Raw genomic sequence first — 24,432 nt, forward strand, 5'->3', positions numbered from 1 at the left:
ACTCCATGTTCAGGGTTGGCCACGCAGGCGGCGGGTCAGGGCGGGATCGCGGCTGTTGTCAGCCAGCCAGATGGCGAGAAAAGCGGCCGAGAATTGCGGATCGGCCAGAGTGCCGAGGGGTTTTTCCTGCCACCAGAAGTGGCCTACCCCGCCCTTGTCGACATAGAAGGTGAGCTTGTCACCTGCCTGCACATCGGGCCAGAGTGATGCGAGCTGGCCGAGCCAGCGCTGACGCTCGACTTCAGTGCCAAGACCGAGCCGCTGCCACTCGGCGGCGGTGGCGCTCAGCAGGTCTTCCCGCTCGATGGATCTGGCATAGGTGAGGGTCAGGGCCTGCGGATAGTGACCGGGCTGATAGTGCCCGCTCGCACTGTAGAGGGTGGCATCGTAGAGCTTCAACCAGAGCCAGTTCATCTCCCCCTGCCCGACCGGGCGCAGCTGCTGCCAGGGGGCGGCAGAAGCCTGCACTGCGGTTGCAGCAAAGAGCGTAAACGCCAGCAGTTGCGGGTTAATTCCACCCCATATGCCAGTGGTTGGGGTCTTCCAGTTCATGCCAGTCCATCTCCTGTTCCTGCAGGGTGTTGATATCCTGCATCACCACCTGCACCAGCTGCCCTTGCGCATCCCGCTGGCAGGCAACCACCAGATAGAAGCGATCAGTCAGCTCATGCTGGCTCTCTTTGGTCCATTTGGAAAAAAGCAACGAGTCGGTCGAAAAGGTGTTTATCATGACTCACCCTCCAGCTTGACCATTACCCACAGGAGTACGGGTAACCACCACATCCAGATCACAGCCAGCAGCGCCGTGCTGATCCAGATGCCCCAGGGTAAGTGTACTGCCCCCATGGCAGCCCCCGCCACATAGGAGGAGGCACCGCCAAACACGCCAAACAGCGCCTGCTGCCAGCGAGGCAAGCGCAGCAGCCAGCGCATACCGTGGGCCAGCGTCAGGGCAAAACCGAGCCAGAGCAGCACCAGCCAGAGGGGAAAACCGGACGGGAACCGGAACAGGCCGAGCTGCCAGAGCAGCACATCCAGCAGACAGCCGGCCACCGCGATGGGGAGCAGCCGCCAGTCACGCAGGCGGCTGGGTGAGAAGAGAAAGTGCAGCAGCAAGATTGCCAGCAGCGGGCCCGGCTGCTGCCACTTCACCGCCAGCAACCAGTAGAGGTTGAACCCCAGCAGGTGAGCCCACTGCCACATGATCAGTGACCGCTTACTGGCACATCACCCGACCAGCCAGCGGGCCCCGGCTTGGCGGCCTCCAACTGCACCAGACTGATGGTGCGCTCCCAGAATCCCCCCTCGCAATAGGCGAAGTAGAAGTGCCACAGCCGGATGAAATCCTGGCTGTAACCGAGCTTGGGCAGCTCGGGCGCCAACGCCAGAAAGCGCTCGCACCAGTGAGCCAGGGTGCGGGCATAGTGATGGCCGTGATCGTGCAACCGCACCAGCTGCATGTCGGTCTCCCGCGCCAGCAACCCCGCCATCTGGGAGACGCTCGGCAAGCAGCCACCGGGGAAGATGTAGCGCTGGATGAAATCGACTCCGCGCAGATATTGGGCGTGGCGCTGATCGGCGATGGTGATGGCCTGAATGAGCAGGCGGCCACCGGGCTTGAGCAGCCGTGACAACTGGCGGAAATAGTCGGGCAGGAAGGCGTGCCCCACCGCCTCGATCATCTCGATGGAGACCAGCTTGTCATAGGTGCCTTCCAGCTTGCGGTAATCCTCCAGCAGCAAGGTGATGCGATCCCCCAGCCCCTCCCGCGCAATCCACTCCTTGGCATAGTCATGCTGGGCCCGGGAGATAGTCGTGGTGGTCACCCGGCAGCCATAGTGGCGGGCGGCATAGACGGCGAGGCCACCCCAGCCGGTGCCGATCTCCAGCAGATGATCGTCAGGCCCCAGCTCCAGCCGCTCGCAGATGGTGCGCAACTTGGCTTGCTGACCCTCTTCCAAAGTGGCCTCGGCGCTCGGGTAGATGGCGCTCGAGTACTGCATATGGCTGTCGAGAAAGCCCTGATAGAGGGTATTGCCGAGATCGTAGTGGGCGGCGATGTTGGAGCGCGAACCGGTCAGGGTATTGCGGTTGAGCCAGTGGCGCACCTTGTTGAAGGGGAAGCTGAGCCAGCCGAGGCGCCGTTCGAGGGAGTCGAGCAGGGTCAGATTGCGGGCCAGCAGCCGCACCAGCGCCACCGGATCCGGGCTGGTCCAGAGTCCCTCCACCCAGGTTTCTCCGGCGGCAATGCTGCCCCCCAGCAACAGGCGACGATAGAAGGCAGGATCCAGCACCACCAGTTCGGCATGCAGATCGGTACCCACGACGCCAAAGCTGTGGCGCTCACCGCCATCCCGCAGCAGCAGCTGGCCATGTTCGAGGCGACCCAGCAGATTGAGCAGCAGTTGCCTTGCCCCCTTGTCGATGAAAGAGGCAGAGAGGGTTGATTGAGCAAGTTCCATTAGCGGCTCTCCGGATGGGTAAATATCGGGGTTCGTTTGATAAATAGACGCAGGGCCTGCCAGTAGATCCCGAGCAGCACCTTCATGGTCATCCAGGGCCAGCGGGCCAGCAGGGCCACCAGCCCCTTGCGCGACAAGGGTTCGCGAGTGAGCGCCAGGGTTGCGTCAAACAGCTTGGCTTCACCGGATACGGGATGACTCTCGATGTGGATCAGTGTCTCCTGTGCGGGCGGCCTGATCCGCCAGTGATAACGCATCGCCAGCCCCATAAAGGGGGAGACGTGAAAATCCTTGTCATGGGGTGCCAGCGCCGCCAAATCCAGCAGGTAGTAGTGACGCTCGTTCCAGGGGGTGTTCGACACCTCTGCCAGCAGATAGCGCGCCTCGCCCTGCCGGTAGCAGAAGTAGAAGTTGACCGGGCTGAAGTAGAACCCCAGACAGCGCACATTGCCGAGCAGCAGTACCCGCCCCTCGGGCTCGGCATCGCCACCCAGTTCGCTCACCTTTTGCCACACCGCCTGCTTGAGGCTTCCCTCACTCCCCTTGAGATAGTCATGGCTGTGAAACGAAAGCAGCCCCGAGCGCTCCACCCCGAACCAGCGCCCCTGATCGAGCTTCGGCAGCTCGTCGAGATCCAGTCCCAGCATAAAAAGGCTGTAGGAGAAGGCGTGAGCCCGCGGCGCAAAACGGCGGTGGCGTACCGAGCCCTGCCAGATAGCGCTGGTAACACCGGCCAGTTCGTCGGCACGCTCATGTGCGGTGGCCACGGTGGCGCCGTTCATAGCTCGGCCCCGAGGCGTCTGACGACATCCAGCGCGCTGCGCACCCCATCCTCATGGAAGCCGTTGTACCAGTAGGCGCCGCAGAAGTGGGTGTGCTGCTGACCACAGATCTCCGCCCGCCGCTGCTGGGCGGCGATGGAGGCCTGATTGAACACCGGATGGTGGTAGACGAAGCGGCGCAGTACCTTGCTCTCATCCACCTTGCCCTTGGGATTGAGGCTGACACAGAAGGGCTCCGGCGAGTTCACCCCCTGCAGGATGTTCATGTTGTAGCTCACCAGCGGCCGCGCCTCGTCGTTGCCATCTAGCTGATAGTTCCAGCTGGCCCATGCCTTGCGGCGGGTGGGCAGGCAGCGAGCATCGGTATGGAGCCAGACATCGTTGGCCTGATAGGGCATATCGCCGAGAATAGCCTGCTCCCGCTCGCCGGGATCCGCCAGCAGCGCCAGCGCCTGATCGCTGTGGCAGGCGAAGATCACCTCGTCAAACCGCTCCTCGCCGTAACTGCTCTGGATCACCACGCCATCCGCTTCCCGTCGCACACTCTGCACCGGACAGGCGAGGCGGATCTGCGACTGCCAGCCCGCGGTAAGGGGGCCGATATATTCCCGCGAGCCACCCGGGATCACATACCACTGGGGGCGATTGGCCACATCCAGCAGACCGTGGTTGGCAAAAAAGCGCAGGAAGAAGCCAAGGGGGAAGGCGCGCATATCGGCCAGGGTCGATGACCAGATTGCCGCCCCCATCGGCAAGATGTAGTGGCGGGCGAAGTAGTCGCTAAACTCCCCCGCCAGCAAAAAATCTCCCAGGGTCAGCTCGGGACCCGTCCCCTGATGTTGACCATCCGCCAGCCAGGCTCGCGCCTCCCGGTTGAACCGCAAGATCTCGGCGACAAAACCGTAGAAACGGGGGCTCAACAGATTGCTGCGCTGGGCAAACAGGGTGTCGAGGTTGTGACCGTTATACTCCAGCCCCTCCGGGCTCTTCACCGAGAAGCTCATCTCGGCCGGTTGCCGTGCCATGCCGATCCGCGCCAGCAACTTCAAGAAGTTGGGATAGGTGCGATCGTTGAAGACGATAAAACCGGTGTCGATGGCATAGCTGCGGCCAGCCTGATTCACATCGACGGTCGCAGTATGGCCGCCCAGGGTCGGCGCCGCCTCGAACAGGGTGATGTCATGGAGTTTGTAGAGCAGAAAACCGGCGGTGAGCCCCGAGATCCCTGAACCGACGATGGCGATCTTTTTCTTCATGAATGGCTTCCTTTCGATACGAGTGCGCGGCCAAGGCGCAGCCAGAGCCCCACCGGCAGCGCACCAAGCAGGCGCAGCAACCAGATGAAACGGCGGGGAAAGTGGATCTGGTGACGACCAGCGGTCAGCCCGTCCATGATGGCGCGGGAGGCCTGCTCCACCGTCACCAGGCAGGGCATGGGAAAATCATTTTTGGCGGTGAGCGGCGTCTGGACAAAGCCGGGGCGGATCAGGGTCACCCCGATCCCTTTGCTGGCCAAATCGAGGCGCAAGGTATCCGCCAGATAGTCGAGGGCCGCCTTGGAGGCACCATAGGCCTCGGCTCGCGGCAGCGGCAGCCAGCTCACCGACGAGCTGACGATGGCCAGCCGAGATCCCGCCCCGAGCAACGGCAAGAAGGCAGCCAAAGCATGGCCGGTGGCGGTCAGATTGGTCTCAATCACCCGGGCAAACAGCTCGCTGTCGAACCCCTCCGCCACATCCATGTACTCGCAGTTGCCTGCGTTGAGGATTAGCAGATCAAGGGATGGCAGCGTAGCAGCCACCCCGCTCATTGCGGCCAGATCCCGGGCATCGAACTGCAGCGGCGTGATGCCGTGCAGCCCCAGCGCCTGCAGCCGTTCGCCATCGCGGCCACAACCCCACACCTGCCAGCCTGCACGCTGGTAATCGAGCGCCAACTGGCGACCGATGCCGGAAGTCGCGCCTGTAATAAGCACCCGGCCGCTCATGCGCCAAGCCTCATCTTGATAGTGCGCACCACGGGCCCGAGCAGCGGCAACTGCTCGTAAAGCATGGCGCCCAGGTCAAAATAGTCCCGGTGCTGGCACACCTTGCCCGCTTCGTCGAATTCGAGGCGGGTGGCCCCCTCCACCGTCACCGGCTCACCACCACGCAATCTGGGGTGAGAGAAGGTCATAGTCCAGCCGAGCCAGGCCTGCGGCCCTTGCTGCTGCTGACTGGTGATGACGAAGCGACAGTAGGCGAGGCGCTGATAGAGGGCGGCAAAATAATCGCCAAGGGCCGCCAGCCCCTCAATGCGGTGGGCCGGATCGGTAAAGACCACCTGTTCGGCATAGACCTCGGGCAATCGATGCAACTGCTGTTTGTCCAATTGCTGATAGAGGCCAATAAAGCGGGCCAGCGGCTCGTTCATCCTATTTCTCCAGAGAGCGAAACATCTCGATGGCTCTCACCCGGGCAACGGCGTGATCCACCATGGGTGCCGGATAATCCTGTCGTCCCTTGAGCCGCAGCCAGTCGTGGGGCTGATGCACATAAGCGGCAGGAATATCGGCAAGTTCAGTTACCCAGGTACGGATAAACTCCCCTTGTGGATCAAATCGTTGCCCCTGAGTGGTGGGGTTGAAGACCCGAAAGTAGGGGGCCGCATCGGCGCCGGTCCCCGCTGCCCACTGCCAGCCGCCGTTGTTGGCCGCCAGATCTCCATCGATGAGCCGACTCATGAAGTAATCCTCCCCGAGCCGCCAGTGGATATGGAGATCCTTGGTGAGAAAGCTCGCCACTATCATCCGCAGCCGGTTGTGCATCCAGCCGGTGGCGTTGAGGCAGCGCATCGCCGCATCGACGATGGGGTAGCCAGTGCGCCCCTCGCACCAAGCGGCGAAGGCATCCGGGTCCCAGCTCCACGGCAAGGCCGCCATCTCCGCCTTGAAAGGGCGATTCATCGAAAGAGTCGGGATCAGCACCAGCAGGTGGCGATAGAACTCGCGCCAGATGAGTTCATTGAGCCAGACAAAGCCGGGCTGGGCCTTGGACTGGGGCCGATAGCCAAGCCGCTGCTGGAGCGCCGCCACACACTGACGCGGGCTGATGATGCCCGCCGCCAGATAGGGGGAGATCACGGACGTGCCCGCGATGGCAGGAAAATCCCGGGTCTCCCCATAGTCGAGCACCGCCTGCTCCAGAAAATCGTTCAAACGGCGCCGGGCTTCCGCCTCCCCCACTGGCCAGCGTGGATCAGGCGTCAGCTCGCCGAGCGCCTCATCAACCCACGCCCGCTCGGCCAGCGGCTGCCACGGCAGTGGCTCGCCCCGTGGCGCAGGAGCGCGATGAATGACAAACCCCTCCTCATCGAGTGCCTTGAGCCAGGCTCGGCTGAAAGGGGTGAAGACCTTGAACATCTCACCCGAGCCGGTCAGCACCCGCCCCGGCGGCAATACGCAGCAGCCGTTGAACCAGTGACCGCTCACCGCCTGCTCTGCCAGCGCGGCAGTGACGGCATGGTCGCGACGCAGCTCATCGATCTCGATAGCCTGATTGGCGTAGAGCTGGGTCACCCCCTGCTCGCGGCAGAGGTCTGCCAACGCAGCGGGCACCTCGGCAAAGGTCTCTACTCGCAGCAGATGGAGCTGGATGCCGAGGGCCGCCAGCTCGCGTCCCAGCACATCGACCTGCGCCAACATAAAGCGCTGACGGACGGGGGCCATTTTGTGCTGCCGCCACTGGGTGGGAGAGATGATAAAGAGCGCGACCACCGGCTCATCACCGGCGCAGGCATGCCGTAGCGCAGGGTTGTCGGCAAGGCGCAGATCATTGCGCAACCAGACCAGCTTCATGATTTTTTCCTCCCGCGTCCGCTGGCGCCAGCCGCAGCAGGTACGTCCACCATCAGCTCGGCAAGGCTCGCCTGCCAGCCGTGGGCGTTAAGCCACTCATCGTCGTAGAGGCGCCCCAGCTCGCCAAACAGGCGCGTACCGGCGGGCCACCCGGCGGCCAGCTCCTGTTTGCCAAGACCGGCTCCCAGCAATACCAGCCAGGGGGTAACAGCACGTCCTTCCAGCAGGCTGACATGGCGAGGTTCGACCGCCCCCAGCAGTTGCACCTCATAGCCCTGACCGATCAGCTCGTAGGCGACCCAGACCAGATCGAGGGGGCCGACCAGTCCCCAGCTCGCCAAGGTGATCGGCACGCCCTTCTCCTGCTCGATCAGGTGGCGGGCGAAGCGGGTATGGAGCCAACCCAGCCACACCTGTTGCAGCAACTCGCCATCGGGCCGCTCGCGCCACAGCCCCAGCAGCCGCTCCACCAGCGGTTGCAGTACCCGGCTGCGCACCAGCTCGAATGGATAACTCGCCAGCAGGTCGTTGAGCTCGGCCTCCGCCTTGCGCTGGTTGAAGGCGAGCAGCGCCTGACTGAACTGCTCCAGGGTCTGCTGCCAGTGATCGCTCACCGGCGCGGAATGAGGTTCGCTCAAGAGCCCCTTCACCTGCCCGATACTCACTCCCCGCTCCAGCCAGCTCAGGATCTCGCCGATTTGGCGGATATCCTGCTCGCTGTAGAGGCGGTGGCCCTTTTCGGTGCGGGCCGGTTGCACCAGACCGTAGCGGCGCTGCCAGGCGCGCAGGGTCACGGCGTTGACGCCGGTGAGGCGGGAGACCTCGCGAATGGGGTAGATCCCCTCATCAGCCAGAGGAGCAATTTCTTGCGATAAATCAGACATGACAACGTCCATCAAACAGAGGGGTAAGGCTCCCCGGCGCAAACCATGCGCCGGGGCAACAGAACGGATTCAGAGCCCGTAACGCAGCTTGAGCGTATCGGGGTGCGGATTGAGATAAACCTGCTCGGCGAGATAGGGATTGGGGTACTCGCGCAGGTAGTGACGGATCAGGGTGAGCGGCACCAGCAAGGGGAATATGCCGGTGCGGTACTTGTCGATGGTATCGGCCAGCTCCTGCTTCTGGGCCGGGGTCAGCACCCGCTTGAAGTAGCCCTGCAGGTGCATCAGCACATTGGTGTGGCTGCGGCGGTTGGCTCGCAGGGTCAGCGCCGTCATCAATCCCTTGATGTAGTTGTCGGCCACCTCCTGCAAATTGGTGGACTTGCCCAGATTGCCGAGCAGCTTGCCGAGCGCCCTGTAGTGGGTGGTGGCGTGGGAGAGCACCAGATACTTGTAGCGGGAGTGGAAGCGGATCAGCGCAGAGGCGGTAATGCCGCGGGCGCAGAGTTGCTGCCAGTCATGGTAGGCGAAGACCCGCAGCACAAAGTTCTCCCGCAGGATGGGGTCGCACAGGCGGCCATCCTCTTCCACCGGCAACAAGGGGTTGGCCTCCATCAACGCCTTGGCAAAGAGGCCAATCCCCTCCTTGGCGCTCCCCTCGTTGTTGGCGCCATAGACCTTGACCCGCTCCATACCGCAGCTGGGTGATTTGGCACAGAGGATGTAGCCGGAGATAAAGTCGAGCTGACGAGCCTTCTGCTCGCTGAAGGCAATCAGCTGTTCGGTGACATCGAAGCTACCGTTGCTCGCCTCGGCGCGGATCTCGCCGTTGCGCTTGACCAGCCGGATGGCGGCACGGGGCGCCCCCAGACCAATGGCCATCTCGGGACAGACGGGGTGATAGTCAAAGTGAGCGCCAAGATCCCGTTCACAGAAGCTGGAGCGCTTGTGGCCCCCATCGAAACGTACCTCTTGTCCCAGCAGGCAGGCACTGATACCGACTTTAATCTTGTACATGATGACACTCCTTGTATAAGCATTGATTCAGTTATAGCAGTTATACAAAAAAATGAAAGTTGTATAACTATTTGCGACTGATACGACACAAGGAGAAAAAAGGGATCACCGGAAAAAGAAAAAACCCATGGCGAACGCCATGGGTAAAAATCAAGACACTACGGACTACGGGAAGGAAAATTAGAAGCTGTACTTCACACCCAGGCTGGAGATGGAACCTTTTTGCAGATCCCAGTTGCGATAGGTGTAATCGGCTGTCAGTGCCCAGTTCTGGTTGAGCTTGTAGGCACCGCCCACCTTGAAGTCGTGCATATCATCGGTCATGTTGGCGTAGCGGTAGGCAGTGGAGAGCTCGACATTACCGATGTCATAGCGCAGACCCACTTCACCGTACATGCTGCCGCTATCTTTGCGAGCAACAGCATCCCACCCTTTGTTAGCGATATCGCTGGCAAGTTCACGCTCCAGGGTGTAGCCCATCACACCGGTTTCACCGTAGAGGTTCAGACCCGTGCTGAGCGGAGTAAAGACACCGACACCGATGCTGGAGATCGACATGCTGTCGTTGCCGTTGCTGCGAGAGGTGTATTCAGTGCTGCCGCGACCATAGAAATTGGAGCCGAAGCTCTTGGAGAGATCCAGGCTCAGACCGCCAAAATCACGGGTTCCTTTGCTGTCATTGCTGAAGGTACCGTTGAGATAGTCGGATTTGGTGTGCGCCCAGGTAGCAGCGCCCTTACCGTAGCTAAAGGCATCCTGCGCCATGACGGAAGTAGAGGCAAACCCGGCCAGAACCAGAAGAGAGACAGTTGCTTTTTTCATGATGATAACTCCATGTGATTGGGCCCGTTGCTAGCGAGCTGGTATGGAGTCATTGTGCGATCAGGTTCCCGGCTTGCCGAGCTGCAAGCTGTTGCAGAACCATGTCAGATGTAAGCAGATATTGCAGGGGGTGTCAGCGGCAACAAGTTGCCGGCCCACACGGTTTGCATGGGCCGGAACAACGCCAAATCAGCGGAAGACCACCTCGTCAATTTCAACCCGCACCAGCGGCTGACCGGTCAATCCGGCAGGACGGGGGATCTCGAGTGCCAGTGACGGACGGGCTTGCCCCTTGCGCAGATAGGTTTCCGGCAGGCGGTTCTCGGCAACCCAGAAGCGGGCCTCCTGACGGCTCAGCTGCACCCCGTCAGCACTGAACAGGGTCACCATGCCACGCACCCCGACTACATTGCGGGTGCCGGTATTGCTCACCATAAAGGTCAGCACCAGCGGGTCAGATCCCGCGATCTTGTCCAGCTTGACCACCACACCGTCACGCGCCATCTGGGCAAGCAGTTCCGGATTGGCCTTGGCCTGATCGGTCAGCACCGGAGCAGCGACGGCAACCACGGCCCCAGCCTTCCCATCAGCAGCCACGCCCTTTACGGACTCGGCCGGTTTGACCACCAGATACTCCCAGGTGAAGTCGTCGTTGAGCTGAACCTGCCGACCATCGGGCAGCGTCACCTGAGAAAGAGGGGCAGCCTGCGCCAATACGGGGGAGAGGCACAGGGCAATCAGCAGACGGGAGAAGGGTTTCATTGGGCGAAGCTCGGTAACGGGTGAAAGGGCGACAGTATAAACAGTCCCGTCGCCCCTTGCCTATGACGGCACTCACGTTCTGGCACCCGCATCGCTTGCCCGCAGGCTAGATGGCGAGATCGTGCCGCTCTTTCTGTGCCATATCCAGGGTCACCAGATCAAACTTGCTCCCCTTGAGGGCGGACAAAATATCCGATTGCATATCAAAGGCCTGCGCACGCTGATGCTCGGGCAGACGCACCCGGGCCAGGGTGGTGGAGCAGTCGCACAGGGTATGGAAAAAGACCTGTGCCTCGTCCAGCCCCATGTCGGCCAGCATCTGCTCTGCCTGATCCACCATTCGCAGATAACGCTGCTCAAGCTGCCGTGGATTGGTGAAGCGATTGCTGAGGCAACCGTTGCTCCCCTTGCCCCAACGACCGAGCTGACGCTTGTTGAAGCCGTAACGATAATCGCGGCGCATCAATCCGTTGTCGGCAAAAAACCAGATGGAGTTGGCAGGCAGAGACCCGAACTGGGCAAGATAATCATCACGCTCCTCCACCGCTGCCGGAACCAGTAACGGCAGATGAGTCCATTCCGGACGAGTCTGCACATACTCACCAATGCGGCGAACCGGGTCGATCAGCCCTTCAATATTTGGCAGGCGATCGCAAAAGACGATCTCGTCACTCTTGATGACCCAGTGATCGATGCCATAACGCTGGCAATAACGGCGGGCTCGGGCCACTTCGCTGCGACTGCGGGTCGGATTATCGAGGGTAATTGCGTGGATTTTCACACCGGCAGCGCGGCACAACTCGATGCTGTAGCAGGATTCCAACCGTCCCGAAAAAGAGACAACCAGCTCGTCAAAACTTGCCAGTCGCTCAATCAGCAGCTGTTCCCTGGCTTGAAAAGAGTGATCATATCCCTGATTCAGTACAACTACATTGGCACCCATTAAACAGCTCCGGATGATGAACAGGTGCAGTATTGTGCGGCAAACAAACTGAATAGACCCTTAAAGAGTCTGGTTAAAATTAAAACTTGATGATTATTTCCTGTGATTCTGCTGCTAAATCTTCATTTTGGGCGTCATAAATTCGTAATCTTGCTTGGTGAACCAGATGGGCTCGTAAGAAACCCTGCGCCTGATCCAGCGAGGTGAAGGTCAGGCGCCCTCCCTCGCTGTCGGTCAGGCAGAGGCACTCCCCTTCTGCCTCAACACAGAGCTGATAACCGCTGCCATCCTTGCAGGCGATGATCAGGGTCGCCTCGGGATAATGACTGAGCCAATTGCGAAACCGGCCATGCTCCATAGTGCTCCTAGAGGGGCATCACCCCCTGCCGGTGGCGGGCAAACAGCCCAGCTCACCCAGTTGCTGGCGGCAACTTGCCGCGTCGGTAAAGACGATCCCCCTGATACCGAGGGCCTCGGCGGCCGCGATGTTGGCAGGACTGTCATCGATGAAGATGCACTCTGCCGGTTTCAGATCGAACGACACCAGCAGATAGCGGTAGATATCCGGCTCCGGCTTCATCATCCGCACCCGCGCCGAGACCACCTTGCCGCTGAAGAAGCGCCAGAAATCCTGATGCTGCTCCAACCAGTCGATGCTGGCATGACCCATGTTGGAGAGGGCATACAGAGTGTGCCCCGCCCCGTGCAGCTCGGCTATCAGGGTTAGCATAGCGGGATCTGGCTGCAGGGAGGCCGGAACGGCCTGTAAAATGGCCAGATTCTCCGCCGCCGAGAGGCCGGTACGCGCTTGCGCTTCCCGGGCCATGGTGTGGAGCGACATGGTGCCTCTGTCTACCTCCAGCCAGTCCGGGTGGTTAAAGAGCAGCTCAGCCAACTGTTCGGCTCCTTGCGGGCCACGCACGGAACGCACTATGCCTACCGGATCCCAGCTCACCACCACCCGTCCCAGATCGAAAATAATCGCCATCGTCTTTACCTCCCCCACTGGATTTCAGTCATAAAAACAGAGTCAATAGAACATCGCTCATATGCCATTTTCTTAACCGGATACCCTGCCCCCATCCCCGCCCGCGGGCAAGTTTTACTTGCATCAGGCCGACAAATCCCTTAATGGTTATGACGTTACTTCAAGGACACACCTATGCACGCACCATTCTTCTTTGCTTTCTCGTTTATCCGGCCCGCTTGAGGGAAGGCCTGTCGTCGTGTGAACAGAAAGCAAAGACGAATCGAGCCTCCCCTAGCGGAGGCTTTTTTTTGCATTAATATCAATCGATTACTTGGATAGGGAACAATCATGGCAACGCTCGACGAGATCAGACAAGACATCACCCGGTTGGATCAGGAGCTGCTTGCCCTGCTGGCGAAACGCAAGACACTCAGCATCGAGGTCGCCCGTGCCAAGCAAGCCAACCCGCGCCCCATCCGTGACCACCAGCGGGAGCAGGAGCTGCTGGTCGCCCTGATCCAGAAAGGGCGTGTGCTGGGGCTGGACGCCCAGTACATCACCCGCATCTATCACACCATCATCGAAGACTCTGTGCTCTCCCAGCAGGCCTATCTGCAGAGCCTGCTCAACCCGGAGCAGCAGGAGCCGATGACCAGCGTCGCCTATCTGGGACCGCGTGGTTCCTACTCCAGCCTGGCCGCCCGCAAATATCTGGCGCGCTACAAGGATCAGGTGATCGAGGTGAACTGCCAGAACTTCCGCGAAGTGCTGGATGCGGTGGAGTCAGGCCGCGCCGCCTTTGGCGTGCTGCCCATCGAAAACACCAGCTCGGGCTCCATCAACGAAGTCTATGACGTGATGCAGCATACCAGCCTCTCCATCGTCGGCGAGCTAACCTACCCCATCGAGCACTGCATCCTCACCGCCGTACCGACCGAGCTGAGTCGCATCAAAACCTTCTATGCCCACCCGCAGGTGTTCCAGCAGTGCTCCCACTATCTGAGCAAGCTGGAAGGTGCCCGTCACGAGATCTGCGACTCCTCCTCCAGCGCCATGATGAAGGTGAAAGAACTGGCCAGCCCGGAGGCCGCCGCCATCGGCAGCGCCGCCGGTGGCGAACTGTATGGTCTGGATGTGCTGGCCGAGCAGCTCGCCAACCAGAAAGAGAACTACAGCCGCTTTATCGTGGTGGCGCGCAAGCCCATCGACGTGGCACCGCAGATCCCGGCCAAGACCACCCTCATCATGTCCACCTCCCAGAAACCGGGTTCGCTGGTCGAGGCGTTGCTGGTACTGCGCAGCCACGAGATCAACATGACCAAGCTCGAATCCCGTCCGGTGCAGGGCAACCCGTGGGAAGAGATGTTCTATCTGGATGTCTCCGCCAACCTGCAGACCCCAGCGATGCAGGCCGCACTGGTGGAGCTGACCAAGATCACCCGCTATATCAAGGTGCTGGGCTGCTACCCGAGCGAGGATGTGAAACCCACCGCAGTGCCGCCGGTGCTGATGGGAAGCTAAACAGCCCACAACGACAAAAGGCGAGCACCCTGCTCGCCTTTTGTTTTGATGCCTGTTTTCAGGTCAGGCAATCAACTCAGAACTGACCCGCCATCAACTGATTGATGTTATAGAGGGCACGGGTATCGAGCTCCATCTCGGTGGCATAGGTATTGCCGCGCGGATAAGAGGCAACCACCCGGGCACCACGCACCACACCGGCGACCGACACATCCAGCGAGTTGGAGGTCTGGGTCAAGTCACGATAGCTGCTCTGGCCGCGCACCTGCTGACCATTGAGCTGCTCGGCCAGCTCGCGATATGCATCCATTTTGGAAGCGCGAATGGCTTGCAGCATCTTCTCCGACTGGGAGGGGCCAGGCTGGATGTCGATCACCGCATAGCCTACCGCCTTGAGCACCGGAAAATCATCGGGCTTGCCACCCTGGGTGTAATCCACCACCCGGTTGTAGCTGCAACCAGTGAGCAAGAGTGCCAACAGGCAACCAAACAGGATCTTCATGACTCGCTCCTCACGGGGTCAGGTTGACCAGATGACCGCCCGGCCGGGCCTGACTGTCACGCATCAGATAACCGCGATTGATCGATGCCCGACCAAACGAATTGTTGGCACCGAACAGATATTTTTGCGGGATCAGGCTCTGGGCCGTGGTCTCCACCATCTTGGTGCGCATGTCGATAACGCGGGCGTTGACCAGGATCCCCTTGCTGTTGCGGCTGAAGGTGCCGACCAGAATGCGGGAGATCGGCAAACGGGAAGAGAGCTCCTTGTAGTTGCGGCTCAGCACGAAGTCCCCCTGCGGCGTTACCTTGATACTGCCGGTCAGCTTGAAGTCCACCACCACCTCGCCGCGGCGGTTGAGCTCGTAGATAAAGCTCTCCTCAATCTGCTGCCCCATCCAGTTGGTATCCTGCAGGGTGTCGAGATCAACGAAAGAGGCCACCGCGATGGGCTCGGTCAGGGTGGTCAGCGATTTGCGCTCCATCAGCTGATCGGTCATGCGCGCCACCAGCCAGTTGAGCTCCATCCCCTGCGCCGCCTGGCGGGGGTCACCCTGATCCCGATTGATAGGGTCGGAGCCGCACCCGGTCAATGCCAGGGCAAGCGCCAACGCCGTGATGAGTTTGTTCATGGATACCTTTCCTGTATCTGCACCTGACTTATTATCGGACGCGCTGGACAAAGCTTGAGCCGGGAATGAGGCATGATTCTTGCTTTTTAATGGTCATCGTCAGCGCCAACGTGCGCTGCCAATTGGAACGTGTTGTGATCCATGTCGGCCAGTAGGTGCCATTTCCTCAAAATGGCTCGGCTGCCCGCCAACTCAAGGTATCTGCTATGAAATTACCGCTGCTGTTGACCCTGCTGCTGGCCAGCCTGAGCGCCCGCGCCGAGCTTATCGAAGCGCAGGGCAGCGCCGCCATTCTGGGGGGCGATGAGGTCTATGCCCGCGAGCAGGCGACCCGCGACGCCCTGCGTCAGGCGCTGCTGGCCAGCGGCGCGGCCGTTTCCAGCGTCCAGCGTCTGGAAAATGGCAGCCTGCGCTCCGAGCAGATCCAGATCCGCTCCGGCGGCGACATTCGCCAGTACCGGCTCAAGCGGGAAGAGGTGCGCAACGGCCGCATGTATATCACGCTAGTGGCCGACATTCAGGCCGAGCGCCAGATCTGCCAGACCCAGCACTTCGCCAAGGATTTGACACTGGTCAGGCTGCGGATGCGCTATCCGGACCAAGCCAGCTACGGCGCCATGGACGACATGCCGGAAAACCTCTCGCGCCGGCTGTTCGAAACCCTCGCCAACGCGCCGCAAGGGGTCGCGGTGCGCCAGTGGCTGGATGAAAACCTGCGCATCGATCCGCTCCATCTGCAACAGGGGGATCGCAGTGCCCTCGAAGAGATCAAGGCCCTCAGCCTGCGCACCGACAGTCAGTATCTGGTGCTCGGCAGCATCGACGATCTCTCCATCGAGCCGCAGGGCAACCAGCTGACCAGCTGGTATGAGGATCCCGTACGCAACTTTCGCATGCAGCTCTACCTGTTCGATGGCATCAACGGCAGTCTGGTCAACCGCAAGGTCTACGAAGGGCGTGCCACCTGGACCTTTGGCAAGCGGGAACAGGTGGGCAGCAGCAGCGGCCAGTTCTGGCAGTCAAGCTATGGCCAGGAGGTCAACTACCAGTTGCAGCAGGCGGCTCAGGATCTGGTAGCCCAGCTCACCTGCGCCCCGGTCACCGCCCGGGTGGTTGGCCAGAACGAACGCGGCCCCTACATCAATCTGGGGCGGCGCAACGGTGTCAAGCTTGGCGATCAGTTCCGCATCCAGCACAACGCCGACTTTATCGACCCCTACGGCAAGTCGCGCATGATGCGCAACCCAGCCGACGGCCTGTTTGAGGTAGTACAGGTATTCGACGATGGCGCCATCATCAGCAGCCAGAACAAATATTCGCCGTTTAACATCCAGAATGGGGATTTGGCAGTATTGGAATAAGAATCAAGGGTTTAAAAGGGAATTGCTTCTTGTATAATGCCCGCCACACAGCTCCCGTAGCTCAGCAGGATAGAGCGGTCCCCTCCTAAGGGACAGGTCACTGGTTCGACTCCAGTCGGGAGCGCCATATAAAACAAGGGGTTGGCATCATTACGATGCCAACCCCTTGGTCGTTTTTGGCGACAACGAATCCGACCATCCAACCGTAATGACCCTCTCCTTTCTGCGTTCAGAGCGTGCGATCTCTCTGATAGACTGCTTGCCTTTGGCTTGTCTTTGAGGCCAAGCCCTGTTTCATCTTGCAAAGGAGTGTTGGATGTCCGGATGTTCCTGGTGGGATAGATCCACCGGTTTTGCACTGCTGACCATTGTGCTGTGGGCCTCGCTGGCGGCGCTGACGTCACGGGTCACCAGCGTGTCACCGCTGGTGCTGGTCGGGCTGGTGCTGTTGTTCTGCGGGGTCGGGGCTTTGCCGTTCTGGCGCCAATGGCGCGCTCGCCCTATTACCTGGCTGGTGACGGTTACGGCATTGCTGCTCTACCATCTGCTGCTCTTTATGAGCTTTCGCCATGCCCCGGTGCTGGAGGCCAACCTCATCAACTACCTCTGGCCGCTCTGCATCATTCTGTTCACCCCGCTGTTGTTGCCCGGCCATCCACTCCATGCCCATCACCTGCTGGCTGGCGCCTTTGGTCTGGCGGGCTCCATGCTGGTGATGGTCAACGGCGAGCTGCAACTACAGCAGACCTATCTGCCGGGATACCTGTTGGCGCTCGGTGCAGCTGTCGTCTGGGGAGCCTACTCGGTATTATCACGCCGTCTGCCGCCAGCCCCCGCCGTGGTCACTGCGGCAGCCTGTCTGCCCGCGGGTTTGCTGGCGCTGCTGCTTGCCCGTCTGCTGGAGGGGCCCCTGCCACTCGCGCAGATCCCCACCAGTGACTGGTGGCTCATCATCGGGCTGGCGCTGGGCCCCATGGGGGCGGCCTTTGTGACCTGGTATCTGGCACTGCGAGACGGCGATCCACGCCGGATCGGTGCCCTTGCCTACCTGACACCGCTGCTGAGTACCTTGCTGCTGGTGTTGCTCAATGGAGAAAGGCTGACCTCGCGCCATCTGCTGGCCGGTGCACTTATCATGGGCGGCGCCCTGCTCGGTATGCTGGGCCAACGCAACAGAGCACTGGCATCCCCAGCCAGTTAAGTCGGTAAAATAGGGCCACCTGACCATGCTGTCATAAAAACGCCATCATCCCTGTTTAGGCTCGGGCCACGCTCCCCCATGGTCTGTGCTGACAGGAATTACCCCGTGAAAATCGCCCATTACGCCACCCTCTCCTCCCTTGTTTTGTTACTGGTCGCGGGAGGACAGGCGCTGGCCCTCTACCACGGCTGGCAGCAGCTTGCCCGTACCAATCAGGCCCAGCATCAGCACGAGACGCTGCAACAACTTGTGACCGTGACCCTGCAAAACAGCCTGCGTGACTACCTCAACAGCGGCGATCCGCAACAACTGACAGCAGCGGAGAAGGTCCGCCAGCAAGCGCTCTCCTCGCTGGCCGCTCAGGATGATGCCGTGGCAGCCCCGCTCAGACAGCAACTCGAACAGATGGCGCAGCGCATCGCGCACGACTATCAGGCCGCAGGCAAGCTCTCGGGCAACAGCCAGCTGCTGCTGCAAAATGCCGAGAGTGAGCTGGGCAGCCAGGCCATGGAGCTGATCCGCTATGGGGAGCAAGGTGCCAACACGGAACAATCTGCCGCGGCACAGCAATATCGCCGCGGTGCGGCCGAGATCCTGGCGGGCCTGCCGCGCCTCGCCCATTTGCGCCAAAGCTATATGGAGCAGGGCAATGAAAAGCTGCTCGAAGGGATCCGCTTTGAACTGGAGGCACTGCAAAAACAGGCGCAAGCGCTGCAAGCCTTGCCGCTGCTCGGCCTGTATGAAGAGGCGCCCGCCGATGAATTCACGCTGGGGGAGCCGGTACGCAAGGAGCTGGGAGATCAACCGCGCAGCGAATTACGCTCGCTGCTGGGTCGCTATCCGCAGGAATTGGCCAACAGCCGCACGGCGCTTCAGCAACAACAGGCTGGCCGCCAGACCGTGCAGCAAGACATCATGGCGATGTTGCAAGCGACCAGACAGATGGGGGAACAACTTGCCCACGAACGGCAAGCCGTCAATCAGGAGCTGGCCACCATCCTCGGCACGCTGGCGCTCTGTCTGGTGATAGTCGCCCTGCTGTTTGCGCTGGTGCAACGACGCTGGCTGCTCACCCCCTTGTTGCGACTGCGCGGAGCCTTTATGCAGCTTGATCAGACGGGGCAGGCCGAGCCGTTGCCTGCCGGGCGCGATCGCAACGAGCTGGCCGATATTGTTGCCAGCTACAATCGGCTGATCGGTCGCCTGCAACTGGACCAACAACAAAAAGAGGGGCAGCTGTCAGCGGTATCCCTCAGCCTGCAAGGGATGGTCAGTCAGGTTGACGAGATCCACCACAGCACCCGCACCACCGAACAGGTGGTCGACGAGAGCGGCCAGATGATGGATGAGCTGAACCAGCTGGCCGGAGAGGTCCATCAGGTCGCCGCCGACATCGCCCAGCATGCCCACCATAACGAACAGGCAATGAGCCAGAGCGAAGATCTGGTGGGGAGCATGCTGCATGCCACTCATCAGACAGGACTGGCGATTGACGAGAGCGATGAGGCGCTGCAAGCCCTCACCCGCTCGGTTGCCGATGTGACGGCCATTGTCGATGTGATCGGTCATATCGCTCAGCAGACCAACTTGCTGGCCCTCAACGCCGCCATCGAAGCGGCCCGCGCAGGGGAACAGGGACGGGGCTTTGCGGTGGTCGCCGATGAAGTACGCCACCTCTCGGCCAATACCCAGCAATCCCTCAACCAGATCACCGATATTCTGGGGCGCCTGACCCAATCCGGCGAACAACTTGGCACTGTACTGAACCGAATAACCAGCGAATCAAGCCGCCAGCGGGCACAGGCGGAACAACTGCGCCAGACTACCCAGGCGGTGCGGGAGATCGCCCGCAACACCGCAGTGATCGCCCTGCAGGGCGCCGACAACGCCAAAAGTCAGGAGCACAAACTGGCCAGTTTTGCCGATCTGATCACCCGTATCCATCAGCATGCCCGTCAGGTGAGTCAGCTCTCGGTGCAGGTCTCCTCCCATATTCACCATCAGGCGCAGCAGATCCCCCGCATCCTCGGCCAGCAAGGCTGAACCCTATTCGCCCCGCATCCTCACCAGATCACTTTCCCTCAACCAGAGGGAAAGTTTTTTTGTAGCACAAAATTATCTGTTATCGGCAGGTTAACTGACACCTCTTCCCCCGTACCGGATGAAAACCCGTACTAGCGCTGGCCGCAGCCTCAAGAAAACGCTCTCATCACCGTGATACCTGCCATGAGGCTGTTTACGACCTTGCCCATGATTATTTGCACTCGGTCATACTTTTGAAACGTTGAGGGAACTTTTCATTGATATTTCGCACCGCGAACGTACTCTTGAGGTTGTCCGATAGCCAAGAATCGGAACATAAAAAAACAACATGTGATGATCAGGACTGCCAACTACAGATGTGCCAAGACATCCGGGTTTGCAGGTAGCCAAGACAAGATTTTTTGCCCTTCGGGGTTTTGATTGCAATGCCAATACCGAGCGGTAGGCCCGATGCCAACTGCCGGAAAAAAAAGCTAAGTCCATAAAATCAGGAGCAATAAAAATGGAAAAAGTGATCTTCAAGCGCGCCGCTTTGAGTGCCGCTGTGGTAGCCGCTCTGGTCGCCCCCGGTATGGCGTTGGCAGCTCAGGATATGATGAGCCCGGAATACGGCCAGTCCTATGAAACCTTCGTTAAAGACTCCAAACTGACCGGCGGTCTGTTCTACTTCCAGCGTGATCGTCAGCGCATCGATGGTGACCCGACTGCAGCCAAGAAAGAAGGCAAATACCAGTCCAACCTGAGCCATTCCACCGTGCAAGCCGCTCTTAACTTCAACTCCGGTTATGCCTGGGACACCGTAGGTCTGGATCTGGGCGGCTTCGGTGCCTATGACTTGGCCGTTACCGAAAATCACCCGGTCAACCAGGAAAACGAATTCTCCTTCGCTGGCCGTTCTTGGGGCAACAACGCCAAAGATGGCTCCCCTGAAGGTGGTTTCAGCCTCTCCAACGCAGCGATGAAGCTGAAATTCCTGGACGGCGGCATCACTGCCAAGGGTGGTTATACCCAGCTGTATGTCCCTGGCCAAATCGGTGTTAACTGGTCTTATCAGCCGGGTACCTATCGTGGTGGTCAAGTTGAAGGTAACTTCGGTGGCCTCTACCTGACCTACGCCATCGCTGACGAGTACAAGGCCCCCTGGTACAAAGAGACTCAGGTCTTCTCCCGTGCCAAAGCGTGGATGGATCCGTTCGCTGATGAAAACGTCATCGACTACATCCACGGTATCGCAGCCCGTTACACCTTCGAAAATGGCACTGCAGTGACCGGTTCTTTCGGTCAGTCCGAAGGCTACATGGACAGCTACCACTTCAAACTGGCTCACAAGTTTGACGTACTGGGCGGCCTCTCCACCAGCTACCAGTTCTACGGTTCCGAGACCGAGACCTACACCAAGGGCGCTTCCCAGATCGAGACTTATGACGGTCTGGCATGGCAACAAGCTCTGACAGCTGCCTGGGGCATGGGCCCGTACGGCTTCCGTCTGGAAGGTCTGTGGACCAAGGCTGAAGGTGCGGAAGGCAACTACCTGCCCCGTCTGACCCGTGGCTACGCCAACTCCCAGGGTGCCAACGAAATTTGGTGGGACTCCCGCTCTGACTGGAACGCCAACAACGAGAAAGCGCTGTTCTTCGGCGTGACCCGTTCTCTGGATGACCTGGTTGGTGCGCCTGGCTGGTCCGTCGGTGTATCCGGTGCTTACGGTTGGGATATCGAAACCGGTCAAGGCAAGAAAGCAGCCAACGGTGAAGATACCGAATGGGCAGCCAACTTCGATGTCACCTATACCGTGCAGGATGGCAAGCTGAAAGGCACCCTGTTCAAACTGCACTACACCGACTACAACAACGACATCAGCCAGGGCGGCGGTTGGACCGATTACCCCAACATCTTCGCCTCCGAGCACGACGTCAAGTTCCACATCATCATGCCGCTTACCTTCATGTAATCAGGCAATACGATGTCAGCAAACCGGGCCACTTGGCCCGGTTTTCTTTTTGCCGGTTGGCAAGCTAACATGCGAGCCGGATAAGAATTTTACCCGCTCACCTACCCACACGCTTTTGTCAGCAGTCACAAGGACGCCATCATGCCCCGTTTTGTTCTGATCACCGGTTGTTCCAGCGGTATTGGCCTCGCCGCCGCACAGGCGCTGGGGCAGCACGGTTTTACCGTGATCGCCTCGGCACGCAAGGCGGAAGATGTGGCCCGTTTGCAGCAACAGGGATTGCTGGCGGTACAGCTGGATCTGGCGGACCCTGCTTCCATCGAGCTGGGTGCCAGTGCGGCGCTCCATCTGGCGGGCGGACGCCTCTATGGCCTGTTCAACAATGGCGCTTATGGCCAACCCGGGGCGCTGGAAGATCTGCCTACCGAAGCGCTCAGGGAGCAGTTCAATACCAACCTGTTTGGCTGGCACCATCTGATCCGTCAGGTGCTGCCGCCGATGCTGGAGGCCAAAGAGGGTCGGATAGTGCAGAACAGCTCGGTACTGGGGCTGGTTGCCATGAAGTATCGCGGCGCCTACAACGCCAGCAAATTTGCACTGGAAGGTTATAGCGACACTCTGCGCCTCGAACTGGCGGGTAGCGGGGTACATATCAGCCTGATTGAACCGGGCCCCATCGATACCCGTTTTCGTGCCAATGCCCGCAGCGCCTTCTTGCGGCACATCGATCCGGCCCAGAGCCGTCATCAGTCGGCCTACCGCCAGACCCTGACACGGCTGGAAAAAGAGGGGGCCACCAGCGGCTTTACCCTCCCAAGCGAAGCCTGCATCCCGCCGCTGCTCCATGCGCTGACCCACGCCCATCCCAAGGCACGCTATCCGGTGACCACTCCGACCCGGCTGTTTGCCTTCCTGCGACGGGTATTGCCCACTCGCTGGCTCGATAAACTGCTGGCCAAATCGGCCTGATCCCGTGATGGGCGACAAGCATCCTGCCGCCCAAGTGGCGTTAGCCGGGTAGCGGCATCACCCGTCCCGCCAACCTGGTTTTTCCCTCTCTTCAATAGTGCTCGCCATTGCTGTAGTAGGCGCTCTTGACCAGAGGGATCACCTGCACCACCACATAGGTCTGCTCCCCCAGCACCCGTTTCAAATGGCGCGTGATAAGGCGCGCGGCCGCGTCCTGCATCTCTTGTGGCCGCTCGAACCAGTGCAGCTCAACAAACGGAAAACCCGTCTCTGGCTCGCCGTTGCGGATCCAGCAGCTATCAATCCGCTCCATGGTGACAAACTCCGGCTTGCCGCCGGTCAGCTCGCAAAGCTCGGCCAGCAGCGGGCCGCTAACCTGTTGCAGGGTATCGAACGTCACGGCGCGAAAACGAAGATGGGGCATGGCAAACCTCTTGGTTATCTGAAATGAGGACTTATCATAGGGGTTATTGTCAGCAAGAGAAGTCACCCGGCGCATATTAAGGATCCCCATGAGTTTTCATCGCACCCTCTTTGCCTTCCTGCTCTGCCTGCTGCTACCGCTGCACGCCTTTGCCGATCCCGCCTTCTATCGGGTGAGCAAGGGCAACCAGCAACACTGGCTGCTGGGCTCCATCCATGCGGGCAAACCTTCCCTCTATCCTCTGCCCGAGCCGGTGGAGCGTGCCTGGCTGCAGAGTCACGCACTGGTGATGGAGGTGGACATGAACAGCATCACGCCGGATCAGTGGCAACAAACCAGCTCCCTCACCCGACTGGTGGATGGCAAACCGCTCAAGGATCATCTGCCTGCCGAGCTCTATCAACGCACCCTGATGGCGGGCGCCCGCTATGGCATCGACGAGGCGACCCTCGCCACCCTGCGCCCCTGGTTTGCCGCCATTACCCTGACCCAGGCCGCCATGGCCCGCTCCGACTTCAAGAGTGAACTCGGGATAGACCAGCACTTTGCCACCCGGGCCGCCAAAGAGGGCAAACCTGTGGTGGGCTTTGAAACCTTGCTGGAACAGCTCGGTTATCTGGCCAGCGTGGGTGACAACCAGACCCTGATGCTCGCCAGCACCCTGGATGAGCTACCGATGCTGGAGAGTGGTTTCGCCGCCGTGATGAAGGCGTGGCAGCAGGGAGATGAGGCAACGCTGATCAATCTGCTCAAGGAGGAGATGGCCCCGCCCGCGCTACAGAGCTGGATGGAGCAGACCCTGCTGGCCGAGCGCAACCATAACTGGCTGAAAAAATGGTCCACCCTGCCCAACGAGAGCTTTATCGTGGTAGGCGCCCTGCACCTTTACGGCGAACAGGGGTTGCTGGCGTTGCTGGAGCAGCAAGGGTGGCGCATTACCCCGCTCACCACACCGGGCCCTGTGCAGGCTCGGTAGCAAGGAGTCCAGTGAGAACGATCACAGATCGCGCTGGTTATTAAACAACCTGCAAGGGAGTTGATCGGGATCATCCCGGACGGGGCAAAGAGGTATTTATCATGCCTGTCATCAACTGGGTGACAGGAGCAATAAAATGGACTTTTGGCTGGACCTGATGTTTGGCAACAGCGTGGGATTGATGTCGATGCTGGTGATTATCGGCACCTTCTTGCTCATCAGCTCTTACGCGGCCTACTTCATCTACAAGGTGATGCACTCGCAACCGCCTCATTCACAGCACCCCCATTCTCAACAACCCAAAGAGGGCAAATAATCCTCTGACCACAGGCGGCAGTTCACACTGACCGCCTGTGCTGTTTTATGGTTCGCGACT

General features: G+C 60.1%; 27 protein-coding genes, 1 tRNA gene and 1 other annotated feature. Of the genes, 9 read left to right on the forward strand and 19 right to left on the reverse strand.

Annotated features, from left to right (window positions below; translation table 11 throughout):
- Positions 1-9: 9 nt before the first annotated feature.
- The 16 genes from ACTG2T_RS04405 to ACTG2T_RS04480 all read right to left on the reverse strand — a co-directional run bounded on the left by ACTG2T_RS04405 (position 10) and on the right by ACTG2T_RS04480 (position 12,495).
- Positions 10-552 (reverse strand): chalcone isomerase family protein, encoded by a 543-nt coding sequence (locus ACTG2T_RS04405; protein WP_330124026.1) that lies wholly within the window; start codon positions 550-552, stop codon positions 10-12.
- Positions 509-727, reverse strand: coding sequence for a TIGR02450 family Trp-rich protein (locus ACTG2T_RS04410; RefSeq protein WP_123174202.1), 219 nt, complete (start codon positions 725-727; stop codon positions 509-511). The genes ACTG2T_RS04405 and ACTG2T_RS04410 overlap by 44 nt, the downstream gene beginning before the upstream one ends.
- On the reverse strand, positions 727-1,203 hold the full coding sequence (locus ACTG2T_RS04415; protein WP_167556722.1) for a DUF2878 domain-containing protein: 477 nt from the start codon (positions 1,201-1,203) through the stop codon (positions 727-729). The genes ACTG2T_RS04410 and ACTG2T_RS04415 overlap by 1 nt, the downstream gene beginning before the upstream one ends.
- 2 nt (positions 1,204-1,205) lie before the next feature.
- A complete protein-coding gene (locus ACTG2T_RS04420) occupies positions 1,206-2,462 on the reverse strand; it encodes a cyclopropane-fatty-acyl-phospholipid synthase family protein (protein ID WP_330124025.1) in 1,257 nt (418 codons plus the stop codon).
- Positions 2,462-3,244, reverse strand: a complete 783-nt coding sequence (locus ACTG2T_RS04425) for a DUF1365 domain-containing protein (protein ID WP_330124024.1) — start codon at positions 3,242-3,244, stop codon at positions 2,462-2,464. Before ACTG2T_RS04425 ends, ACTG2T_RS04420 begins: the two co-directional genes overlap by 1 nt.
- On the reverse strand, positions 3,241-4,500 hold the full coding sequence (locus ACTG2T_RS04430) for an NAD(P)/FAD-dependent oxidoreductase (protein WP_330124023.1): 1,260 nt from the start codon (positions 4,498-4,500) through the stop codon (positions 3,241-3,243). The genes ACTG2T_RS04425 and ACTG2T_RS04430 overlap by 4 nt, the downstream gene beginning before the upstream one ends.
- The gene (locus tag ACTG2T_RS04435) at positions 4,497-5,231 is read right to left on the reverse strand and encodes an SDR family NAD(P)-dependent oxidoreductase (RefSeq protein ID WP_330124022.1); all 735 of its coding nucleotides are present in this window, start codon (positions 5,229-5,231) and stop codon (positions 4,497-4,499) included. Before ACTG2T_RS04435 ends, ACTG2T_RS04430 begins: the two co-directional genes overlap by 4 nt.
- Positions 5,228-5,656, reverse strand: a complete 429-nt coding sequence (locus ACTG2T_RS04440) for a nuclear transport factor 2 family protein (RefSeq protein ID WP_043819061.1) — start codon at positions 5,654-5,656, stop codon at positions 5,228-5,230. Before ACTG2T_RS04440 ends, ACTG2T_RS04435 begins: the two co-directional genes overlap by 4 nt.
- A 1-nt stretch (position 5,657) precedes the next feature.
- Positions 5,658-7,079 carry a deoxyribodipyrimidine photo-lyase gene (gene phrB / locus ACTG2T_RS04445; protein ID WP_330124021.1) on the reverse strand — a complete coding sequence of 474 codons (1,422 nt, stop codon included), beginning with the start codon at positions 7,077-7,079 and terminating at the stop codon, positions 5,658-5,660.
- Positions 7,076-7,963, reverse strand: coding sequence for a MerR family transcriptional regulator (locus ACTG2T_RS04450; protein WP_323935509.1), 888 nt, complete (start codon positions 7,961-7,963; stop codon positions 7,076-7,078). Before ACTG2T_RS04450 ends, phrB begins: the two co-directional genes overlap by 4 nt.
- A 69-nt stretch (positions 7,964-8,032) precedes the next feature.
- Positions 8,033-8,980: a YbgA family protein gene (locus ACTG2T_RS04455; RefSeq protein WP_123173627.1), complete on the reverse strand. Its 948-nt coding sequence runs from the start codon at positions 8,978-8,980 to the stop codon at positions 8,033-8,035.
- A 180-nt stretch (positions 8,981-9,160) separates the two neighbouring features.
- Positions 9,161-9,802: an autotransporter gene (locus ACTG2T_RS04460; protein WP_330124020.1), complete on the reverse strand. Its 642-nt coding sequence runs from the start codon at positions 9,800-9,802 to the stop codon at positions 9,161-9,163.
- A 189-nt stretch (positions 9,803-9,991) separates the two neighbouring features.
- Positions 9,992-10,564 (reverse strand): DUF3157 family protein, encoded by a 573-nt coding sequence (locus ACTG2T_RS04465; protein ID WP_252656046.1) that lies wholly within the window; start codon positions 10,562-10,564, stop codon positions 9,992-9,994.
- 106 nt (positions 10,565-10,670) lie between these two features.
- The gene (locus ACTG2T_RS04470; RefSeq protein WP_042080710.1) at positions 10,671-11,507 is read right to left on the reverse strand and encodes a hypothetical protein; all 837 of its coding nucleotides are present in this window, start codon (positions 11,505-11,507) and stop codon (positions 10,671-10,673) included.
- A 79-nt stretch (positions 11,508-11,586) separates the two neighbouring features.
- Positions 11,587-11,865 carry a DUF6482 family protein gene (locus ACTG2T_RS04475; RefSeq protein WP_139460088.1) on the reverse strand — a complete coding sequence of 93 codons (279 nt, stop codon included), beginning with the start codon at positions 11,863-11,865 and terminating at the stop codon, positions 11,587-11,589.
- An 18-nt stretch (positions 11,866-11,883) separates the two neighbouring features.
- Positions 11,884-12,495 (reverse strand): HAD family hydrolase, encoded by a 612-nt coding sequence (locus ACTG2T_RS04480; RefSeq protein ID WP_330124019.1) that lies wholly within the window; start codon positions 12,493-12,495, stop codon positions 11,884-11,886.
- 170 nt (positions 12,496-12,665) lie between these two features.
- Positions 12,666-12,787 (forward strand) — a sequence feature (Phe leader region).
- A 38-nt stretch (positions 12,788-12,825) separates the two neighbouring features.
- Here ACTG2T_RS04480 and pheA point away from each other — a divergent pair.
- Complete coding sequence (gene pheA, locus ACTG2T_RS04485) at positions 12,826-13,998, forward strand: prephenate dehydratase (RefSeq protein WP_005343631.1); 1,173 nt, start codon at positions 12,826-12,828, stop codon at positions 13,996-13,998.
- Positions 13,999-14,074: 76 nt separating this feature from the next.
- On the opposite strand, the gene ACTG2T_RS04490 is transcribed toward pheA, so the two are convergent.
- Together ACTG2T_RS04490 and ACTG2T_RS04495 are read right to left on the reverse strand one after the other, a co-directional pair.
- Positions 14,075-14,500 (reverse strand): LPP20 family lipoprotein, encoded by a 426-nt coding sequence (locus ACTG2T_RS04490; RefSeq protein ID WP_005349622.1) that lies wholly within the window; start codon positions 14,498-14,500, stop codon positions 14,075-14,077.
- A 10-nt stretch (positions 14,501-14,510) separates the two neighbouring features.
- Positions 14,511-15,131, reverse strand: a complete 621-nt coding sequence (locus ACTG2T_RS04495) for a FlgO family outer membrane protein (protein ID WP_005338718.1) — start codon at positions 15,129-15,131, stop codon at positions 14,511-14,513.
- Between the two features lie 206 nt (positions 15,132-15,337).
- Between ACTG2T_RS04495 and ACTG2T_RS04500 the strand changes: the two genes are divergently transcribed.
- The 6 genes from ACTG2T_RS04500 (at position 15,338) to ACTG2T_RS04525 (ending at position 22,656) form a co-directional block, all read left to right on the forward strand.
- Complete coding sequence (locus ACTG2T_RS04500) at positions 15,338-16,492, forward strand: flagellar assembly protein FlgT (protein ID WP_019446850.1); 1,155 nt, start codon at positions 15,338-15,340, stop codon at positions 16,490-16,492.
- A 50-nt stretch (positions 16,493-16,542) separates the two neighbouring features.
- Positions 16,543-16,619 (forward strand) — tRNA-Arg (locus ACTG2T_RS04505).
- Between the two features lie 189 nt (positions 16,620-16,808).
- On the forward strand, positions 16,809-17,693 hold the full coding sequence (locus ACTG2T_RS04510; protein ID WP_323935500.1) for a DMT family transporter: 885 nt from the start codon (positions 16,809-16,811) through the stop codon (positions 17,691-17,693).
- A gap of 105 nt (positions 17,694-17,798) precedes the next feature.
- On the forward strand, positions 17,799-19,736 hold the full coding sequence (locus ACTG2T_RS04515) for a methyl-accepting chemotaxis protein (protein WP_123173633.1): 1,938 nt from the start codon (positions 17,799-17,801) through the stop codon (positions 19,734-19,736).
- 502 nt (positions 19,737-20,238) lie between these two features.
- Positions 20,239-21,687: an OprD family outer membrane porin gene (locus tag ACTG2T_RS04520; protein WP_005338723.1), complete on the forward strand. Its 1,449-nt coding sequence runs from the start codon at positions 20,239-20,241 to the stop codon at positions 21,685-21,687.
- Positions 21,688-21,828: 141 nt separating this feature from the next.
- Positions 21,829-22,656, forward strand: coding sequence for an SDR family oxidoreductase (locus ACTG2T_RS04525; protein WP_042054211.1), 828 nt, complete (start codon positions 21,829-21,831; stop codon positions 22,654-22,656).
- 91 nt (positions 22,657-22,747) lie between these two features.
- On the opposite strand, the gene ACTG2T_RS04530 is transcribed toward ACTG2T_RS04525, so the two are convergent.
- Positions 22,748-23,080 carry a DUF1904 family protein gene (locus tag ACTG2T_RS04530; RefSeq protein WP_330124018.1) on the reverse strand — a complete coding sequence of 111 codons (333 nt, stop codon included), beginning with the start codon at positions 23,078-23,080 and terminating at the stop codon, positions 22,748-22,750.
- An 88-nt stretch (positions 23,081-23,168) separates the two neighbouring features.
- Between ACTG2T_RS04530 and ACTG2T_RS04535 the strand changes: the two genes are divergently transcribed.
- Positions 23,169-24,056, forward strand: a complete 888-nt coding sequence (locus tag ACTG2T_RS04535) for a TraB/GumN family protein (RefSeq protein ID WP_330124017.1) — start codon at positions 23,169-23,171, stop codon at positions 24,054-24,056.
- 136 nt (positions 24,057-24,192) lie between these two features.
- On the forward strand, positions 24,193-24,372 hold the full coding sequence (locus ACTG2T_RS04540; RefSeq protein ID WP_047439337.1) for a DUF3149 domain-containing protein: 180 nt from the start codon (positions 24,193-24,195) through the stop codon (positions 24,370-24,372).
- Positions 24,373-24,432 lie beyond the last annotated feature (60 nt).

The sequence above is a fragment of the Aeromonas sp. 75A genome, assembly GCF_051919425.1.
GTDB classification, from domain to species: Bacteria; Pseudomonadota; Gammaproteobacteria; order Enterobacterales; family Aeromonadaceae; genus Aeromonas; species Aeromonas veronii.

Excerpts from the sequence above, each read along its gene's own strand:
- ACTG2T_RS04415 (WP_167556722.1), bottom strand. The coding sequence starts at position 1,203 with ATGTGGCAGTGGGCTCACCTGCTGGGGTTCAACCTCTACTGGTTGCTG.
- ACTG2T_RS04510 (WP_323935500.1), top strand. The coding sequence starts at position 16,809 with ATGTCCGGATGTTCCTGGTGGGATAGATCCACCGGTTTTGCACTGCTG.
- ACTG2T_RS04525 (WP_042054211.1), top strand. The coding sequence starts at position 21,829 with ATGCCCCGTTTTGTTCTGATCACCGGTTGTTCCAGCGGTATTGGCCTC.
- ACTG2T_RS04425 (WP_330124024.1), bottom strand. The coding sequence starts at position 3,244 with ATGAACGGCGCCACCGTGGCCACCGCACATGAGCGTGCCGACGAACTG.
- pheA (WP_005343631.1), top strand. The coding sequence starts at position 12,826 with ATGGCAACGCTCGACGAGATCAGACAAGACATCACCCGGTTGGATCAG.
- ACTG2T_RS04500 (WP_019446850.1), top strand. The coding sequence starts at position 15,338 with ATGAAATTACCGCTGCTGTTGACCCTGCTGCTGGCCAGCCTGAGCGCC.
- ACTG2T_RS04490 (WP_005349622.1), bottom strand. The coding sequence starts at position 14,500 with ATGAAGATCCTGTTTGGTTGCCTGTTGGCACTCTTGCTCACTGGTTGC.
- ACTG2T_RS04465 (WP_252656046.1), bottom strand. The coding sequence starts at position 10,564 with ATGAAACCCTTCTCCCGTCTGCTGATTGCCCTGTGCCTCTCCCCCGTA.
- ACTG2T_RS04520 (WP_005338723.1), top strand. The coding sequence starts at position 20,239 with ATGGAAAAAGTGATCTTCAAGCGCGCCGCTTTGAGTGCCGCTGTGGTA.
- ACTG2T_RS04450 (WP_323935509.1), bottom strand. The coding sequence starts at position 7,963 with ATGTCTGATTTATCGCAAGAAATTGCTCCTCTGGCTGATGAGGGGATC.
- ACTG2T_RS04535 (WP_330124017.1), top strand. The coding sequence starts at position 23,169 with ATGAGTTTTCATCGCACCCTCTTTGCCTTCCTGCTCTGCCTGCTGCTA.
- ACTG2T_RS04475 (WP_139460088.1), bottom strand. The coding sequence starts at position 11,865 with ATGGAGCATGGCCGGTTTCGCAATTGGCTCAGTCATTATCCCGAGGCG.
- ACTG2T_RS04470 (WP_042080710.1), bottom strand. The coding sequence starts at position 11,507 with ATGGGTGCCAATGTAGTTGTACTGAATCAGGGATATGATCACTCTTTT.
- ACTG2T_RS04530 (WP_330124018.1), bottom strand. The coding sequence starts at position 23,080 with ATGCCCCATCTTCGTTTTCGCGCCGTGACGTTCGATACCCTGCAACAG.
- ACTG2T_RS04420 (WP_330124025.1), bottom strand. The coding sequence starts at position 2,462 with ATGGAACTTGCTCAATCAACCCTCTCTGCCTCTTTCATCGACAAGGGG.
- ACTG2T_RS04455 (WP_123173627.1), bottom strand. The coding sequence starts at position 8,980 with ATGTACAAGATTAAAGTCGGTATCAGTGCCTGCCTGCTGGGACAAGAG.
- ACTG2T_RS04405 (WP_330124026.1), bottom strand. The coding sequence starts at position 552 with ATGAACTGGAAGACCCCAACCACTGGCATATGGGGTGGAATTAACCCG.
- ACTG2T_RS04480 (WP_330124019.1), bottom strand. The coding sequence starts at position 12,495 with ATGGCGATTATTTTCGATCTGGGACGGGTGGTGGTGAGCTGGGATCCG.
- ACTG2T_RS04440 (WP_043819061.1), bottom strand. The coding sequence starts at position 5,656 with ATGAACGAGCCGCTGGCCCGCTTTATTGGCCTCTATCAGCAATTGGAC.
- ACTG2T_RS04435 (WP_330124022.1), bottom strand. The coding sequence starts at position 5,231 with ATGAGCGGCCGGGTGCTTATTACAGGCGCGACTTCCGGCATCGGTCGC.
- ACTG2T_RS04430 (WP_330124023.1), bottom strand. The coding sequence starts at position 4,500 with ATGAAGAAAAAGATCGCCATCGTCGGTTCAGGGATCTCGGGGCTCACC.
- ACTG2T_RS04495 (WP_005338718.1), bottom strand. The coding sequence starts at position 15,131 with ATGAACAAACTCATCACGGCGTTGGCGCTTGCCCTGGCATTGACCGGG.
- phrB (WP_330124021.1), bottom strand. The coding sequence starts at position 7,079 with ATGAAGCTGGTCTGGTTGCGCAATGATCTGCGCCTTGCCGACAACCCT.
- ACTG2T_RS04540 (WP_047439337.1), top strand. The coding sequence starts at position 24,193 with ATGGACTTTTGGCTGGACCTGATGTTTGGCAACAGCGTGGGATTGATG.
- ACTG2T_RS04460 (WP_330124020.1), bottom strand. The coding sequence starts at position 9,802 with ATGAAAAAAGCAACTGTCTCTCTTCTGGTTCTGGCCGGGTTTGCCTCT.